Below are 15,267 nucleotides of genomic sequence, written 5' to 3' on the forward strand. Positions count from 1 at the left end.
AAAAAATATGAACATAATATTTATTGTTTTTTTATGCATTACATTAATTATGGTTCTTTTGGGAGGTGAAAAAATGAAAATGAAGAGTGTGGAGGATTTGGGTATTTCTGTGGGGGTAGGAAATGGAATAAATAAAAATGGTGAAGGGAACATAATGTATAGGGTTACTACCACTGCAAATGAATATAAAGAAGATGCAAGTGTTGAAGCTCTATTAGGTACTGGAACAGGTAGCACTATTGGTAAAACAAGAGAGAATAGACAAAAAAAAATAGGTAAAGAATTTTTTTTAGGGTTATCAAAAATTTATATAGTAGATGAGGAATTTGCTAAATATGGAATAAGAGATATGATAGATGTTATTTTTAAGAATACTGTAGTTAATGAAAATGCATTTTTAGTGGTATGCAAAGGTAGAAATGAAGAATATTTTAATTATACTTCCCCAGGTTATGATAATTCAGCAGATTATATAAGTGATATGATTAAAAATTCAGTAAGCTATAATTTTTTCAAGGAGGACTACATGTTAAAAAATGCATTTTTATCTATGGATGCAGAGGGCAAAAATGTAGTTAGTCCCTACATTGAAATAATGGAAGATGGCATTAAAATTACAGGAGTGGCTGTTTTTAAAAAGGATAAGCTAGCTGCTGTTTTGGATATGAAGGATACAAAAATAATGAATATGTTGCGAGAAAATAAAGTGAAGGGCGTATTAACCATACAAAAGGATTCGGATAAGTATGTAAATTATCAAGGGTCATCTAAAAGAAAAATTACATGTAGAAAAGTAGGGGATAAATATACTTTTATTATTGACTTAAATTTGGAAGGAGAAATTATTAATAATGAATTATATAAAGGTATGGCAACAAACGTAGGGGCAACCAAAAGGTTTGAAGATGACATGGCGAAACAAGTGGAAGAAATGTGCAATCAATTTTTGGATAGGATGAAGAATAAATATAAGGTAGACTTACTGCAGCTAGGATGGGTTGCGGCGGCAAAATATGGAAGAGACACAGGAGTAGATTGGAATGAGGTTGTCTCTAATTCTGACATTAAGGTAAATGTAAAGGTACATGTTGATAAATTAGGAAGAGGACAGTATTAAATATAGGATAAGTAAGAAAAAATAGAAGGTGACACTTATGAAAAAGAAAAAAATAATAATTATGTTTTTAGTGGTGCTTATAGCTTCAATTTATGCAGAAAAATTGCAAGTAAGCCCAATGGAGGAGTTAAATGTAATCGCAGGCATTGGTTATGATATTAACAAAGAGTTAAATGGTAATGTGCAATATAGTGTCCCTTTTTCCTTATATGATTTTAAAAGCAAGGGAAAACAGGGTGTAAGGGTCACTACTAAAAAAGCAATTGCTCCTGGAGGAAATATTGAAAGAGAAAGTAGTACTATAATGGCAAAGTCAGATACTATTGGAGATACAAGGGAAGAAAGACAATTAAAGTCTAGTAAACCTTACACAATTGGAACTGAAAAAGTGGCTATAATAGGCGAAGAACAGGCAGTCTATGGGATACTTAATATGGTGAATATATTTTTTTCAAATGCAAATACTAATGATAAAAATATTTTTTCAGTGTGTAAAGGGAAGGCCGAAGATATATTAAGGTTTAAGGTAGAGGGATATGCTAGTTCTTCAGACTATATGGAGGGTATGATTAAAAATGCTACAAACTATAATTTTTTAAGTTCGGAATATAATTTAATAAATATATATATAACATTGGATTCTGAGGGGAAAAATTTAGTACTCCCTTACTTAGAAATAAAGGATAATAATATCATCCATACAGGTATGGCATTATTTAAAGGGAGTAAAATGGTTTACGTATTACCTATGGATGAAAGTAAAATTATGAATATGCTTAGGGAGAAAAAAGGAAAAGGAATATTAAATCTGCAGGAAGGCCCAGATAAATATATAAATTATGATGCAATGGTTAAAAGGAAGGTAAAATGTAATAAGATAGAAGGAAAATATGAATTCAGCATTGAGTTAGATTTTCAGGGAGATATCATAGATAATACATTATATAAAGACATGAAAAAAGAAAATGAAAAAGAATTTGAAAAGCTCATGGAAAAGAAAATAGAGAAAATGTGTTATGATTTTTTAGATAAAATGAAAAATGTATATAAAATAGATTGCTTAAATTTAGGAATATATGCTGCTGCTAAATATGGCAGAGAAACTGGGGTAGATTGGAATTATGAGGTAAGTAATGCAGATATTAAAGTAAATGTAGTAGTGAAAATTGATAAAATGGGAATAGGGCAGTACTAAAAGTACATGGAGAGTAAAATATGGATAAAGCAAAAAAAAAATTGCTGGAAGAAAGCGAATGCATAGCAATGGTAGTGGGGTTTGTAACCAGCGTAGGCCTTTTATCATTACCTAATGGAGTAGTACAGGATGCTAAACAGGATGGATGGCTATCGGTTGTTATTGGTGGAGTATATCCTCTATTTCTGGCCTTCTTATCTATTTATTATGTAAAAAAACATCCAAAAGAGGATATATTAGTTTTAAGTAAAAAATATTTAGGGGACATTCTTGGCACTATATGCAACATTTTATTCTTGGCTCAGTTTGGTATATATTTGATAGGGGTTGCATCTGGAATGAGCAATGTTTATATGACCTATGTAACAGCTTTTTTAACCCCAATAAAGATTTTTATTCCTGCTATATTATTAGCTACTTATTTAGCTGTTAAAGGTATAAAAGTATTGGCAAGAATAAATATAATTGCTCTTTATGCTGTGGTGATGTCGGTACTAACGTTACTAACAGGCTTGCAACGTGGTAATTACCTAAATTTGTTTCCGATTTTTGGATCTGGGTATAAAAATATTTTAAAGGCAAGCATTGAATCTGCTTATGCTTATGGTGGACTAGAGGGAATATTTTTAATTTATCCTTTTATGAGAAACAAATATAAAATTAAAGCAGTAGTGTTGAAATCTAGTTTTTTAATTATGTCACTTTATATTTGGACAACTTTTATATGTATCTATTATTTAGGATATAAGGTTACTTCTAAAGCCTTATGGCCAGTTTTACTAGTAACAGTAGGAGTAAATTTACCGGTACTAAATAACTTTCGTTTTATATTTTTATTTTTATGGAGTATAACCATATTTAGGACGTTAGCAAATTATCAGTATTCAGTTACATATATTTTAAGTAATATACTGAAAATTAAAGATAAAAAGAAGGTTTATTGGTTTACAGTACCTATTGTAATTTACTTATGCTTAAAGGTTGGAAATGAAGTGCAAAGAAGAGCTTTTCTCGGCTTTATTATTCCGAAGGTTACTTTGTTTAATATTGCATACATATCTATTATTGCTATATTGATATTTATAAAAGACAAAGGTAGAAAGTCAACTAAAACCTAAAAAACTCCAGAAATATTCTAGAGTTTTTTAACGATGAAGGTATTATTTGTTATGAGATAATTTAGAGCGTTTAGTGAGTTTATCATTATTTGCATCTATTTTTTCACCATTTTCAATTCCTATATCGCCACCGCTTTGAGGAAACATTTTTCTCAGTTCAGCATTACTTTTTTCATCAGTTTTCATGTGACTTTTATTATTGTGCATAAATAGTCCTCCTTTTATGTTGTTGTATAATATTAATATAACCCTAATATCATAAAAATATATGTGCGAAAAAATTCTATAAATGGTAGAGGTATTCTTTTGTTTTTAAATAACAAAGCAAAATAATATTTTATCAAATCTATATGTATGAATTTTGGTTAGATGTATAATATTAATATTAAGTATTTTATTTATTTTTATGATTAAAAAAATAGTTTTGAAGGAAGTGACGTAATATGCCTTTTAATGTATACAGTAAAAACGGAAAATATTTAGGATTCATTCAATCTGCATATCCGCAATATACTAATGTATTTATGGTTGCGAATACAGATATTAAGCTTACAGATAAGGACTTTAATATAAATAAAATAAAATCTGAGCTAGCCAGTTATTTAGGATGTAAAAGTATTTTAGGGAAAATTAATGAGCAAAGACTAAGTAAAAGCATAGACAATATAATAATTAAAGAATTTAAAAAATTTAAAGATAATACATATGAAGAATTATTAAAACTTATATATCTTAGAATAATGCGTTCTGAAGAAAACTTTTATTATAAAAAAGTAGATATGACACAAATAAATGCATATTTTTTAGTTGATATTAATAATGTTATAATTGAAAATGATTCAATAATTATAGATGAAGAGATAGATTATATTTGTAATAAAAAAATTGGTAATCTAATTCCTATTGTTGCAAAGATAACTGATTACCCAGTTATACAAATTGATAGTCTGATGTCAGGACAAGGTTTGTTATTAGGTGCAGATCTTGCTGATTTAGTGGGAAGAACCCATATTCATAGGACAAAATTAAAAATAAAATCAGGGAATTTTGCATATGAACTTAATTTACCTGTAGAGTTATATATAAAAATAGATGATGTAATCGAAATATATGTAAATAATAGAGTTGTTAAAAGAATATTTTGTGATGGTATAATATATGAGTTTTAATACTCATAGGATTAAAAAAATTTAGATTGGAGACATGAATATGTATATTAATGAAACAAAATTAAAAGTGAGATATGCAGAGACAGATCAAATGGGAATTGTTCACCATTCAAAATATTACGTTTATTTCGAAGTAGGTAGAACGGAATTTATAACAGCAATAGGAATGACATATAAAGAAATGGAAAAAAATAATATTATGTTACCAGTTGTGGAAAGTTCATGTAAGTACATAGAAGGGGCAAAATATGAGGATATAATTATTATCCAAACATTTATGAAAGAACTAAATGGTGTCAAGGTGATATTTAATTACAATGTAGTTCGAGAAGAGGATGGAAAAATTTTGGCTAAGGGTAGTACAACACATGCTTTTGTTAACGAAAAATTTAGAGTGGTAAATATTAAAAAAGTTAATGCAGATATGTGGTGTAAACTTAAAAAACTATTTGAACAATAGATATCTATTGTTTAAATAGTTTTATTATTTATTACTTAGCAAGATTCGTAAAATAATGTTTAGGTATAAAACCTTTCTTAATCCCTTCTGTAACTAGTAAATATGTTGCAGTGGTATCAAATCTAGCATCATGAAAATTTGCAGCATCTCCGAAATACTTATTGCTTTTCAAATTTATTTGATCTTCATTTAAGTTAAGAAATTTTATGGCTTCTGCTAGTTTGGGGTTTTTATACCCTCCACGCGAAGTGAAAAGTTTGCATATATCTTTATAATATTTCATTGTACAAAATGTATGCTTAGGGGTTAGAGCATGTCCACAATTTTCAAGTTCGTGAGTTAAAAATTTTATATCAAAATTAACATTGTGGCCTACAAGAATGTCTGCATTTATAAAATCCTCAATAAAGTCTTCATAAGAATCTTCGAAAGTTTTGCCTTCACTTAATGCAAATAAAGTATCTACACTAAAACCATGTACATCCTCGGCAGATGGTTCTACATAATCTACGGTGAAAAATATATTTTTACCTATTGTTTTTGTAGGTTTATAGTCAGTATCAACGAGTATATAACTAAGTTGACATATGTTACCTGGTCTTATACCAGTAGTTTCTGTATCAAAAAAAATCATTCTCATTAAGTCATCTCCTTCGGAGCTATAATTAACGACTTCAGAAGTAGATTTACCACTTTGTAGTTCTGTGGAGTAGATAACAATTATCAATTGTTATCTACTCCACAGAAGTTTTATTTTTGTTGTAGTATGTGACCCCACTTATAGAAGCAGGAGACTTTCCTTCTGAAATGTCGTTAAATGAGCCCTCCCATATTTCTGCGTAAAATAAAGTAATAATGTTATATTAATTATAACATAGATTTTGAAGCTTTATATATTGTAGAATATTGTATATACTAATTATAAGATATTCTTTAGGTAAATGTACCTTTAGGTGAAATGGAGTTAATATATGATTGAACTATTAAAAAGTCTTGTCAATAATTTAGGATATGTGGTTCTTATTGCTTTTTTTGTTTCTAAGATAAGAAGTTTTAAGAGAATTGTGCAAAAGGATAAATTTAAAAAAAGAGATTTACTTATGCTGGCAATTATTTTTGGCGTATTTGGTATATTGGGAACATATATGGGGACAGATATAAATGGTGCTATTGCTAATACTAGAATTATTGGAGTAATGGCAGGGGGAATACTATGTGGTCCTTATGTGGGAATGCTTGCAGGAGTTATATCTGGGTTTCATAGATTAATAATAGATACTGGTGGAATTACATCAATACCATGTGCTTTAACTACTATAATTTCAGGAATTGTAGCAAGTCTAATATATGTAAAATCAAGTGAAAATAACAAGTGGTTATACGGATTAACTGGTGCTCTTCTAGTAGAAATCTTAGAAATGGGTTTAATACTTTTAATGGCACATCCATTTCAGAGCGCATTAACTATTGTAAAAAGCATATACTTTCCTATGAGCTTTACCAATGCTATAGGGATTGCGATTCTAATAATAATAATTCAAAAAATAAATAAGGAAAAAGAAGAAGATGCAGCAAGACAAGCACAAATTGCTTTAGAAATAGCTAATAAAACTTTGCCATATTTTAGAAACATGAATGGAAATTCATTGGAAGAGATATGTGGAATAATAAAAGATTCAATTCATGCGGATGCTGTAGCTATAACAAATAATGAGTACATATTAGCTCATGTTGGTGCAGGAGCTGATCATCATATAAAAGGTCAAAGAATTGTTACGGAGGCCACAAAAAAGGTTATTAAAGATGGAAATTTACTTTCTTTAACCAATGCAAAGCAGATAGATTGTCGTAACTTAACTTGCAATTTGAAATCTGCAATTATAGCTCCTTTGAAAGAAGGAGAGAAAATGATAGGTACATTAAAAATATATTATTGCACAGAGGATTCCATATCTATTAGAAATATAAATCTAGCAGTAGGATTATCTCAACTTATTTCTACTCAGTTAGAGATAAGTAAACTTGAAGAACTAAAGCATATGGCAAATAAGGCTGAAATAAAAGCTCTTCAAGCTCAGATAAGCCCACATTTTCTATTTAATGCACTAAATACTATAATTTCATTTATTAGAATTAATCCTAATCGTGCAAGGGAGCTAATTATAAATTTATCCACTTACTTAAGGTATAATTTAGAAGTAGGAGAAAATCATGTAGACATTTACCTTGAACTTGAGCAGGTAAAAGCATATATAGAGATAGAGAAAGCAAGGTTTGGGGAAAAACTGCATATAGTTTATAAGATTGAAGAGAATTTAGATGTTAAAATTCCAAGTCTTATTATTCAACCTATAGTTGAGAATGCTATAAAACATGGTATTTTAAAAGGTAAGGGTTATGGTAATGTTATAATTGAAATTAAGAAAGTTGCAAACGAGGAAATTATGATAATAATTGAAGACGATGGAGTGGGAATTTCAAATGATATTATAGAGAAGGTATACGAGGGTACAATGGAAGGTAATAAAATAGGTATTTCAAATGTTCATAATAGGCTAAAACATATCTATGGTGAAGGATTAAAAATAGAAAGACTATCTAGTGGCACTAGAATTAATTTTAAGGTAAGAAGAATAGGGGAGTGACTTATGTGAACTGTATTATAGTTGATGATGAATACCCATCAAGGGAAGAACTTAAATATTTTATAAACAATTTTAGTAATATTAAAATAATGGGTGAATTTGATGATTCGATTATTGCACTGGAATATATTGAAGCAAATAATCCGGATGTTATTTTTCTCGATATTAGTATGCCTAAACTAGATGGAATAGCATTAGGTAAAATTATTAATAATTTTCCAAAACAATCTCGTATCATTTTTATTACTGCACATAAAAAGTATGCTGTAGATGCATTTGAAATCCATGCATGTGATTACATATTAAAACCATACTCAGAAGAACGTATAATTAATACATTAAAAAATATTGAAAAAGTTCCGAATATAAAAAATGGTAATAATAAAATAACTCTTTGGAAAGATAATAAGATGATGGTAGTGAATATAATTGATATTTCTTATTGTGAAGCTCGCGAAAGGGAGACATTAATATATATAAATGGAGTGAAATATAGGGTGAATTGTAGTCTCTCAGAGGTTTATAAAAAACTTCCAAAAGAAATTTTTTTTAGGAGTCATAGATCATACATTATAAATTGTGATAAAATAACAGAGATAATTCCATGGTTTAATAATACATTTATGTTAAAGATGTTAGGTGAAAAAGAGGATATACCTGTTAGCAGAACTAATATAATTGAGTTTAAAAAAATAATGAGTATATAAAAGCACTTCATGTGCTTTTTTTGTTTTTTCATGTAAGAAACCGTATACAAAGCTTGTAAAAGTTGTATAATTTAATTAACAGATAACATATTAATTAAATTTATAAAATACTAGGAGGGGTTTAAATGGTATCATTTATTTTAGCAATTATAGCGCTTATAGCAGGTTATTTTATTTATGGTACAATTGTAGAAAAAGCATTTGGGGCAGATGAAAAGATTAAGACTCCAGCTATTAGGCTTGCAGATGGAGTAGATTTTGTTGAGATGCCTGGTTGGAAGATTTTTTTAATCCAATTTCTTAATATTGCAGGACTTGGTCCTATATTTGGGGCTATTGCAGGTGCAATGTGGGGACCCGCTGCATTTTTGTGGATTGTATTTGGATGCATTTTTGCAGGAGGAGTTCATGATTACTTTTCAGGGATGTTATCAGTAAGGCATGATGGTGCAAGTATTCCTGAGGTTGTAGGTAAGTATCTAGGTAAAGGTTTTCAGAATTTTATGAGGGTCTTTTCTGTAATAGTTTTAGTACTAGTGGGAGTAGTCTTTGTAACTGGACCAGCAGGTATTTTAAAAGGGTTAACAGGATTGAATTTTGAACTATTAATTTATATAATATTTGCGTATTATATAATGGCAACAATGATTCCGATAGATAAACTTATTGGAAAAATATATCCTATTTTTGGTTTTTGTTTATTATTTATGGCAGTTGGTCTTGCTGGCGCAATGATTTTGGGAGGATTACCTGTTCCAGAAGTAACAATATCTAATTTGGTTAATATGCATTCGAGTCCAGGCAAAAATCCAATATTTCCGATGTTATTTATAACTATTGCCTGTGGAGCTATTTCAGGGTTTCATTCAACTCAATCACCTTTAATGGCAAGATGTATATCTAGTGAAAAACAAGGTAAAAAAATATTTTATGGTGCTATGATAGTAGAAGGCATAGTTGCACTAATTTGGGCAGCTGTAGCAATGAGTTTCTTTGGAGGTGTACCTCAGTTAAATGCTACTATGGCAATATCAGGTCATACTGCAGCTTGGGTAGTAAATGAATCTTCAATTGGGTTACTTGGGAAAGTTGGTGGAGTTTTGGCTATACTTGGAGTTGTAGCTTGTCCTATAACCTCTGGTGATACAGCATTTAGAAGTGCAAGATTGACTATAGCTGATGCATTTAAATTTAATCAAAGTCCTATTAAAAATAGATTCATTATTAGTATTCCATTATTTTTAGTAGGGTTCATATTAACTAAGTTAGATTTTGCAATAATATGGAGATATTTTGGATGGTCTAATCAGACATTGGCAACTATAGTGTTATGGACAGCAGGTATGTACATGGTAAGCATAGGCAAAAAACACTGGATTGCAACTGTGCCTGCTACATTTATGACAGCTGTATGCACCTCATATATTTTAATTGCACCAGAGGGCTTTAAGTTATCTCAAAGTATTTCATACTCTGTAGGTATCATAGGAGCAATTGCAGCAATGGTAATATTCTTAATTGCAGCAAAAAAGGTTGGAGAAAAAAAGAGTATTAATATGTAGTAGTTATTTAAAAATTATTTTAAAGGAGAGTTTTTTATTATAATGGTAGTAAACAAAGTTTCAAAAGAATAGATTATTAAACATAAAAACTGATTAGAAGTTAAAACCTCTAATCAGTTTTTATGTTTTAGATTATAGTGTTTGTAACTTTAATATTACTCATTGCTTAACTTAAATATTTTTAAGAATATTATTTTCTGTGTTCAACAAGATCAATTGCTCCAAGTACTATGTGAGCAAGTCCAAATCCTACAACACCAGCTTCTATCATAGGGAGCATATTTTTCTTTTTCATGTTACTCTTTGAAAATGATGCACCAGCAACACTTACAACAGTACCTAAAATTGTTGGAATTAATCCTTCACGCATATTAAAAGACCTCCTTTTTAATAACATATTAATATCCTTTGCGAAAAAGGGATTATTAATACTATAAAATATATAGACTATATGTTATATATAGTTAATTATGAACTATTTTGGTATGAATTTTATTTTTATTTTGTGTTTTATTAGGATATTTTCGTATTTTAGAGTAATTACTAGGCAAATCAGAATTTTTAATCTTTTTATTTTCATCACTATGAACTTTATTTTCGTTTTTATTTAAACTTTCATATTCTGTAATGGATGATGTTTTACTAGTTGAATTTTTACTCTCAATTTTAATATCATTTTTGATTTTATTATATTTTTTTGTTGTATCGTTGGTGTTATCTTTCAACGTAGATTTAATTTTAGAAAATTTATTTTCACTTATATTTATATTTATATTTGATTGGTTATTTGCAATTTCTCTTTTGTAATTACCTCTATTTAAAGTTGAAGTATTTATTTTTTTATTATTAACTGTAATATTAATGTTCTTACTAGTGACTGGAGATAGATTAATCTTAACATTTAAATTATCACTATCTATAGTATTTTCAAAGCTAGAAATATCTATAGAGATGTTTTTATTACTTTTAATGTCAAGATTAATAACTATTTTATCATTTACATATTTTTCGTTTATAAAGTTTTCAGTTCTAGCTTCTTTAATCAAAAGACCAAGGCCTGTGTCAATAGATTTATTTTTTAATTTAACATTATTAAGTATTAGAGCACCATCAGAATTAAGAGGCTTAGAACTAATAATTTTATTCCATTTGTTAGCGTTAATAGAAACAGAAGGATTAATATTAAGGACTATAGTTGAAACTGATGTATAGTAGGAATGAGCGTAAGCAACACAAGTAAATACAAACATTAGTGAAGCAACGCTTATAACATATTTATAAAGGAATAGATTTTTTTTGTATAATTCTCCTGTATAAATTTCACCTATATTAGGCAATACTTTGCTGATTTTTATATATAAAAACTCTCCATTGGAGGTCATAATACCAGCTTTTTTATTAATGATATTTATCACAATACCTGTTTTAATCATTTATATCACCCTCTTTTATATCAAGATAGGATTTTAAATATACATATTCTGGATTAGTAATTATTAGTATTAAAGAAATTATATATATACGCCATTTTTCTATTAATTTTCTGTTTGAGGTAGTAAGCATTATTATTTCTTTAGTTGGCAGTCTTCTTTTGGTTCTTAAATGGCTTAATATTGATTCTTCCCTAGAGGACAAAAATGCAACATTCAATAAATTGTTTCTTGTATCTTTGTGAGAGGGAGATAAATTAATTAGTGAATTGAAATTAATTTTATATTTTAATAATTCTTTAGAAAATAAGTTTATTTCATCAACTCTAAATTGGTTCTCTATTTGAATTTCAAAATTATTAATTGAATTTTTGTCGTCTATATAATCTACATTAAATTCATTATTAGAAAACATTAGATTAGGGCATGTTGTATTTTTTCTGAAAAAATCTATTAAAGAATTTTTAATAACAATTTTACAAAAACCATAAAAATTCCCTTTTAATCTATTATACTTTTCACAAGCTATATTAAAAGAAGTAAGTGCGATACTAAGTTCTTCATCATTTTCCCAGCTTAAATGCCGTTTGCATATGTTACTTGTAGTTGAATAAATAAAACCTTTATTATCTGCAATAAAATTATTGCGATTTTCAATAAATAAATCATCTATATTAAAACTTTGTTCTTCATTTAACCCCAAGACTATATTTTTATTTTTATTTTTATTTTTATGAAAAATAAGTTTTAAGTTCATTTGTACACTCCTTATACTTTGTATACGTAAATACTATTAATTTTTAGAGGGTAAGAAAAATAATTATTATTTTTATAGAAAAATAAGTTGAGATTTAAGTAAAATGCAAAAACCCTCTAATAAATCATATCATGTAACGTATATAAAGTGAAATTAAAAATATGGGATAATATTATTATCTATATAAGAATGATATGGGGAGGAATTAACATGAAGAGAGTAGCTATTTTAGTTGCAGCGATAGCATTTACAATAAGGGTAAATACACAGGCGTTTGCAATAGATGTTGAAAATTCCAATAATACACGTAATGAAACAAACATAAATGAGGTTGTAAATAAGGAAACAGAAATCATGGCAGATAGTATTTTATATTTTATTGAAAAGGGATTAGATAATCTAAAAGTATTTTTAAACTTAAATGATGTTAAGAAAACAGAAATAATTTTACAAATTGAAGATGAAAGATTAGCCGAATATGATGATATGACAGTGAAGGAAAAATATGAATTGGCAGAAGATATGATTAAAGAATTAGGAAAGTTAAATGATAAATTAGATGGTAATAAACAGGAAACAACTGAGACTGAATCAGTTAAAAGGAAAGCAGTAGCTAATATGGGAGAAAAAAGACAGCAGTTAAATGACGTAAGACAAGAATATCAATTAGTGAAAATTAGTTTAGAGCAAGCTAAGAAATCTGGTGATAAGGTGGCCATAAAAGTGGCTGAAGAATTGCTAAAAGAAAAACAAAGCCTATCTAAAGTTGCTATAGAAGAAAATAAAAGTGTTAATTTAACAAATAAAGTAGAAGGTAAACCTCTTAAGGTGATAAATAAAGTAGAATAAAAGTTAGATTCTAGGTAAAAATAAGGTATTGTAATGAAATATTACAATACCTTATTTTAATTTTAGAGGAGGAAGTATTTATGAAAAAAACCAAATTACCAAAAGGTCAACATGAAGAGCAAGTTGAATTAGTAAAAAATATGCTTGAGAGTGGAAGTGGCATTATCGAAGTTATGACATCAACAAGCCTAAATGAAGAGGAAGTTTTAAAAATTAATAATGACTTTAGAGAGGAAAAGTAGTAAATAAGTTTTTTAAAAAAAATAATTAATGTAACGAGGACAATAAATAAATTTAAGGAGGGAAAGTTATGGCTAAAAAAGGAATGAGTAGACCTATGTCACCAGAGGTTCAAAGTAAAGGTGATAAAAATAAAAAGATGAAGAGGAATGATGCAAAAAATGTTCCAGTAGTAGGTAAATAAGACAGTATTAAGTAGCTTTTTATTTATAGTTAGCTTTTTTTAGAAATTAATTAAACACCAGGCCCATAGTTTTCTGGGCCTGGTGTTTAATTAGTATTAAGATTTGATTTTAAAATTAAAATTTATTCGTATAATCCAAATCCAGTAATAACCAAAATATCCCAATCGGTTTCTTCACTTTTAACCCAATTGTATTCAATACAAAGTTCTTTTAACCAGGCATTAAGGCCATTACTTTTTTTAGATACATTTGGAGATTGTCTTCCGAAATTTTGTTTTATAACTTCAAGTAATTCTTGTTGATCCTCTTGTCCTATTTTCTTATCAAGTTGGTCTTCTATAAAGTCACAACACATTTCATAACATTTCTTATCATCAACATACAAATCATCAGCGATTAACTGCCTTTTTTTATTCATAGTATTTTGAACAGCATTAATTTCTTCAGAATTTGTTAAGTATTTCTTAGCTATGTTCATAGCAGCAATTTCATTATCTATTTTAATTATTGCTCTTTCCAATTTTGCATTTCTCATTTTAATCTTCTCACTTTACATTTTTTATTTAGTCATTATTTATATCATCTTAAAATTGTGCAAATAAAAATTAGGTTTATTTATTAGGGATGACTCCTACTTTTGGATGAGAACATCCATGTTTTTGGATGAGAACATCCATGTTTTTGGATGACTACATTCCCGTTTCTAGGGATAACTAATGACAATATTTTAATTATATCATAAATTGACTATGTTCGGAAAGAACGTTAACCAATTTTAGATTCTAATTTTTTAATAATGTGATATATTTATCCTAAAATTTATTTTATTGATTATTTAACTTTAGTTTCAAATATAAGAAATTTAAGAATTTATGCTTTATCTTAAACAAAACAAGTTATTATATATATATTTATAAATGGAAATTTATCTTTATATGGTGTAATATTAGATTAATATAGCAAATTAATAGAAAAAATAAAGTAAGGTTTGAGGATAAGATGGGGAGTGTCTGTATGAATATTAGAAAAGAATATTTAGAAAATGTAAAAAGAATTGTGGTTAAGGTAGGAACTTCAACATTAACTCATTCTACGGGATTATTAAATTACAAACATATTGAAAGTCTTATAAGGCAACTCGCGGATGTTCATAATCAAGGAATTGAGGTAGTTCTTGTGACTTCTGGTGCAATAGGAGCTGGCATGGGAAAATTAGGGCTTACCAAAAGACCGGAAACAATACCAGAAAAGCAGGCAGCAGCAGCTGTTGGTCAAGGTATATTAATCCATATGTACGAGAAGTTTTTTTCAGAGTATGGAAAAACTACAGCACAAATTCTTTTAACAAAAGAGGACTTTGGTGATAAATCGAGACATTTAAATGCTCATAATACATTTTTGATGTTACTATCACAAGGGGTTATTCCAGTGGTAAATGAAAATGATGCTGTAATCGTTGATGAAATAATGGTTGGAGATAATGATACTCTATCAGCTATGGTTACAAACCTAATAGGCGCAGAATTACTTATAATACTTTCTGATATTGACGGGTTATATGATTCAAACCCTAGAGTGAATCCTGATGCAAAAATAATATATAACGTACAAAATATTACTGATGAAATTAAACAATCAGCAGAAGGAGCAGGAACGGAGCTTGGAACTGGTGGTATGGCAACTAAGATTAATGCAGCAGAAATTGTAGTAGCTGCAAATTCTGCTATGATTATAGCAGAAGGTTCGACACCTAATGTTATTACTGACATTTTAGAAGGAATTGAAATAGGTACATTATTCAAAGGAAATGAGAGGACTATGAATACAAAGTAA

At 28.4% G+C, this 15,267-nt stretch carries 17 protein-coding genes; 11 read left to right on the forward strand and 6 right to left on the reverse strand.

Annotation, left to right across the window (positions count from 1 at the left end; all coding sequences use genetic code 11):
* Nucleotides 1-7: 7 nt before the first annotated feature.
* Genes KPL37_RS02940 through KPL37_RS02950 form a run of 3 tightly spaced genes read left to right on the forward strand, consistent with a single transcriptional unit; the run spans nt 8 to nt 3,430 of the window.
* Entirely contained in the window at nt 8-1,117 is a 1,110-nt protein-coding gene (locus KPL37_RS02940) for a Ger(x)C family spore germination protein (RefSeq protein ID WP_281418616.1), read from the forward strand.
* Nucleotides 1,118-1,154: 37 nt separating this feature from the next.
* Nucleotides 1,155-2,312, forward strand: coding sequence for a Ger(x)C family spore germination protein (locus KPL37_RS02945; RefSeq protein ID WP_216145942.1), 1,158 nt, complete (start codon nt 1,155-1,157; stop codon nt 2,310-2,312).
* A gap of 20 nt (nt 2,313-2,332) precedes the next feature.
* Nucleotides 2,333-3,430 (forward strand): GerAB/ArcD/ProY family transporter, encoded by a 1,098-nt coding sequence (locus KPL37_RS02950; RefSeq protein ID WP_216145943.1) that lies wholly within the window; start codon nt 2,333-2,335, stop codon nt 3,428-3,430.
* 42 nt (nt 3,431-3,472) lie between these two features.
* On the opposite strand, the gene KPL37_RS02955 is transcribed toward KPL37_RS02950, so the two are convergent.
* Nucleotides 3,473-3,637, reverse strand: coding sequence for a hypothetical protein (locus KPL37_RS02955; RefSeq protein ID WP_216145944.1), 165 nt, complete (start codon nt 3,635-3,637; stop codon nt 3,473-3,475).
* A 236-nt stretch (nt 3,638-3,873) separates the two neighbouring features.
* On the opposite strand from KPL37_RS02955, the gene KPL37_RS02960 reads away from it, so the two are divergent.
* Both KPL37_RS02960 and KPL37_RS02965 read left to right on the forward strand, forming a co-directional pair.
* A complete protein-coding gene (locus KPL37_RS02960) occupies nt 3,874-4,599 on the forward strand; it encodes a hypothetical protein (RefSeq protein WP_216145945.1) in 726 nt (241 codons plus the stop codon).
* A 40-nt stretch (nt 4,600-4,639) separates the two neighbouring features.
* The gene (locus KPL37_RS02965; protein ID WP_216145946.1) at nt 4,640-5,059 is read left to right on the forward strand and encodes an acyl-CoA thioesterase; all 420 of its coding nucleotides are present in this window, start codon (nt 4,640-4,642) and stop codon (nt 5,057-5,059) included.
* A gap of 31 nt (nt 5,060-5,090) precedes the next feature.
* Here the strand turns inward: KPL37_RS02965 and KPL37_RS02970 are convergent, their stop codons facing one another.
* On the reverse strand, nt 5,091-5,699 hold the full coding sequence (locus KPL37_RS02970; protein ID WP_216146046.1) for a 3'-5' exonuclease: 609 nt from the start codon (nt 5,697-5,699) through the stop codon (nt 5,091-5,093).
* A 331-nt stretch (nt 5,700-6,030) separates the two neighbouring features.
* On the opposite strand from KPL37_RS02970, the gene KPL37_RS02975 reads away from it, so the two are divergent.
* The 3 genes from KPL37_RS02975 to KPL37_RS02985 all read left to right on the forward strand — a co-directional run bounded on the left by KPL37_RS02975 (nt 6,031) and on the right by KPL37_RS02985 (nt 9,973).
* Entirely contained in the window at nt 6,031-7,704 is a 1,674-nt protein-coding gene (locus KPL37_RS02975; protein WP_216145947.1) for a sensor histidine kinase, read from the forward strand.
* A gap of 5 nt (nt 7,705-7,709) precedes the next feature.
* Nucleotides 7,710-8,411, forward strand: a complete 702-nt coding sequence (locus KPL37_RS02980) for a LytR/AlgR family response regulator transcription factor (protein ID WP_216145948.1) — start codon at nt 7,710-7,712, stop codon at nt 8,409-8,411.
* A gap of 125 nt (nt 8,412-8,536) precedes the next feature.
* Nucleotides 8,537-9,973, forward strand: coding sequence for a carbon starvation CstA family protein (locus KPL37_RS02985; protein WP_216145949.1), 1,437 nt, complete (start codon nt 8,537-8,539; stop codon nt 9,971-9,973).
* 190 nt (nt 9,974-10,163) lie between these two features.
* On the opposite strand, the gene KPL37_RS02990 is transcribed toward KPL37_RS02985, so the two are convergent.
* From KPL37_RS02990 to KPL37_RS03000, 3 genes are all read right to left on the reverse strand, one after another.
* Nucleotides 10,164-10,343, reverse strand: coding sequence for an asparagine synthase (locus tag KPL37_RS02990; protein WP_216145950.1), 180 nt, complete (start codon nt 10,341-10,343; stop codon nt 10,164-10,166).
* Between the two features lie 94 nt (nt 10,344-10,437).
* The gene (locus KPL37_RS02995) at nt 10,438-11,406 is read right to left on the reverse strand and encodes an anti-sigma-I factor RsgI family protein (protein WP_216145951.1); all 969 of its coding nucleotides are present in this window, start codon (nt 11,404-11,406) and stop codon (nt 10,438-10,440) included.
* Nucleotides 11,399-12,160: an RNA polymerase subunit sigma gene (locus KPL37_RS03000; protein WP_216145952.1), complete on the reverse strand. Its 762-nt coding sequence runs from the start codon at nt 12,158-12,160 to the stop codon at nt 11,399-11,401. The genes KPL37_RS02995 and KPL37_RS03000 overlap by 8 nt, the downstream gene beginning before the upstream one ends.
* 210 nt (nt 12,161-12,370) lie before the next feature.
* On the opposite strand from KPL37_RS03000, the gene KPL37_RS03005 reads away from it, so the two are divergent.
* Together KPL37_RS03005 and KPL37_RS03010 are read left to right on the forward strand one after the other, a co-directional pair.
* A complete protein-coding gene (locus KPL37_RS03005) occupies nt 12,371-13,009 on the forward strand; it encodes a DUF5667 domain-containing protein (protein ID WP_216145953.1) in 639 nt (212 codons plus the stop codon).
* An 80-nt stretch (nt 13,010-13,089) separates the two neighbouring features.
* Nucleotides 13,090-13,251: a hypothetical protein gene (locus KPL37_RS03010; protein ID WP_216145954.1), complete on the forward strand. Its 162-nt coding sequence runs from the start codon at nt 13,090-13,092 to the stop codon at nt 13,249-13,251.
* Between the two features lie 304 nt (nt 13,252-13,555).
* Here KPL37_RS03010 and KPL37_RS03015 read toward each other — a convergent pair whose 3' ends face one another.
* Nucleotides 13,556-13,969, reverse strand: a complete 414-nt coding sequence (locus KPL37_RS03015; RefSeq protein WP_216145955.1) for a hypothetical protein — start codon at nt 13,967-13,969, stop codon at nt 13,556-13,558.
* Nucleotides 13,970-14,448: 479 nt separating this feature from the next.
* On the opposite strand from KPL37_RS03015, the gene proB reads away from it, so the two are divergent.
* Entirely contained in the window at nt 14,449-15,267 is an 819-nt protein-coding gene (gene proB, locus KPL37_RS03020; RefSeq protein ID WP_216145956.1) for a glutamate 5-kinase, read from the forward strand.

This window comes from Clostridium frigoris (assembly GCF_018861865.1).
In the GTDB taxonomy this organism is placed as follows: domain Bacteria; phylum Bacillota; class Clostridia; order Clostridiales; family Clostridiaceae; genus Clostridium_AD; species Clostridium_AD frigoris.

Excerpts from the sequence above, each read along its gene's own strand:
- KPL37_RS03005 (WP_216145953.1), top strand. The coding sequence starts at position 12,371 with ATGAAGAGAGTAGCTATTTTAGTTGCAGCGATAGCATTTACAATAAGG.
- KPL37_RS02995 (WP_216145951.1), bottom strand. The coding sequence starts at position 11,406 with ATGATTAAAACAGGTATTGTGATAAATATCATTAATAAAAAAGCTGGT.
- proB (WP_216145956.1), top strand. The coding sequence starts at position 14,449 with ATGAATATTAGAAAAGAATATTTAGAAAATGTAAAAAGAATTGTGGTT.
- KPL37_RS02955 (WP_216145944.1), bottom strand. The coding sequence starts at position 3,637 with ATGCACAATAATAAAAGTCACATGAAAACTGATGAAAAAAGTAATGCT.
- KPL37_RS02950 (WP_216145943.1), top strand. The coding sequence starts at position 2,333 with ATGGATAAAGCAAAAAAAAAATTGCTGGAAGAAAGCGAATGCATAGCA.
- KPL37_RS02990 (WP_216145950.1), bottom strand. The coding sequence starts at position 10,343 with ATGCGTGAAGGATTAATTCCAACAATTTTAGGTACTGTTGTAAGTGTT.
- KPL37_RS02940 (WP_281418616.1), top strand. The coding sequence starts at position 8 with ATGAACATAATATTTATTGTTTTTTTATGCATTACATTAATTATGGTT.
- KPL37_RS02960 (WP_216145945.1), top strand. The coding sequence starts at position 3,874 with ATGCCTTTTAATGTATACAGTAAAAACGGAAAATATTTAGGATTCATT.
- KPL37_RS02945 (WP_216145942.1), top strand. The coding sequence starts at position 1,155 with ATGAAAAAGAAAAAAATAATAATTATGTTTTTAGTGGTGCTTATAGCT.
- KPL37_RS02985 (WP_216145949.1), top strand. The coding sequence starts at position 8,537 with ATGGTATCATTTATTTTAGCAATTATAGCGCTTATAGCAGGTTATTTT.
- KPL37_RS02970 (WP_216146046.1), bottom strand. The coding sequence starts at position 5,699 with ATGAGAATGATTTTTTTTGATACAGAAACTACTGGTATAAGACCAGGT.
- KPL37_RS02975 (WP_216145947.1), top strand. The coding sequence starts at position 6,031 with ATGATTGAACTATTAAAAAGTCTTGTCAATAATTTAGGATATGTGGTT.
- KPL37_RS03015 (WP_216145955.1), bottom strand. The coding sequence starts at position 13,969 with ATGAGAAATGCAAAATTGGAAAGAGCAATAATTAAAATAGATAATGAA.
- KPL37_RS03010 (WP_216145954.1), top strand. The coding sequence starts at position 13,090 with ATGAAAAAAACCAAATTACCAAAAGGTCAACATGAAGAGCAAGTTGAA.
- KPL37_RS02965 (WP_216145946.1), top strand. The coding sequence starts at position 4,640 with ATGTATATTAATGAAACAAAATTAAAAGTGAGATATGCAGAGACAGAT.
- KPL37_RS03000 (WP_216145952.1), bottom strand. The coding sequence starts at position 12,160 with ATGAACTTAAAACTTATTTTTCATAAAAATAAAAATAAAAATAAAAAT.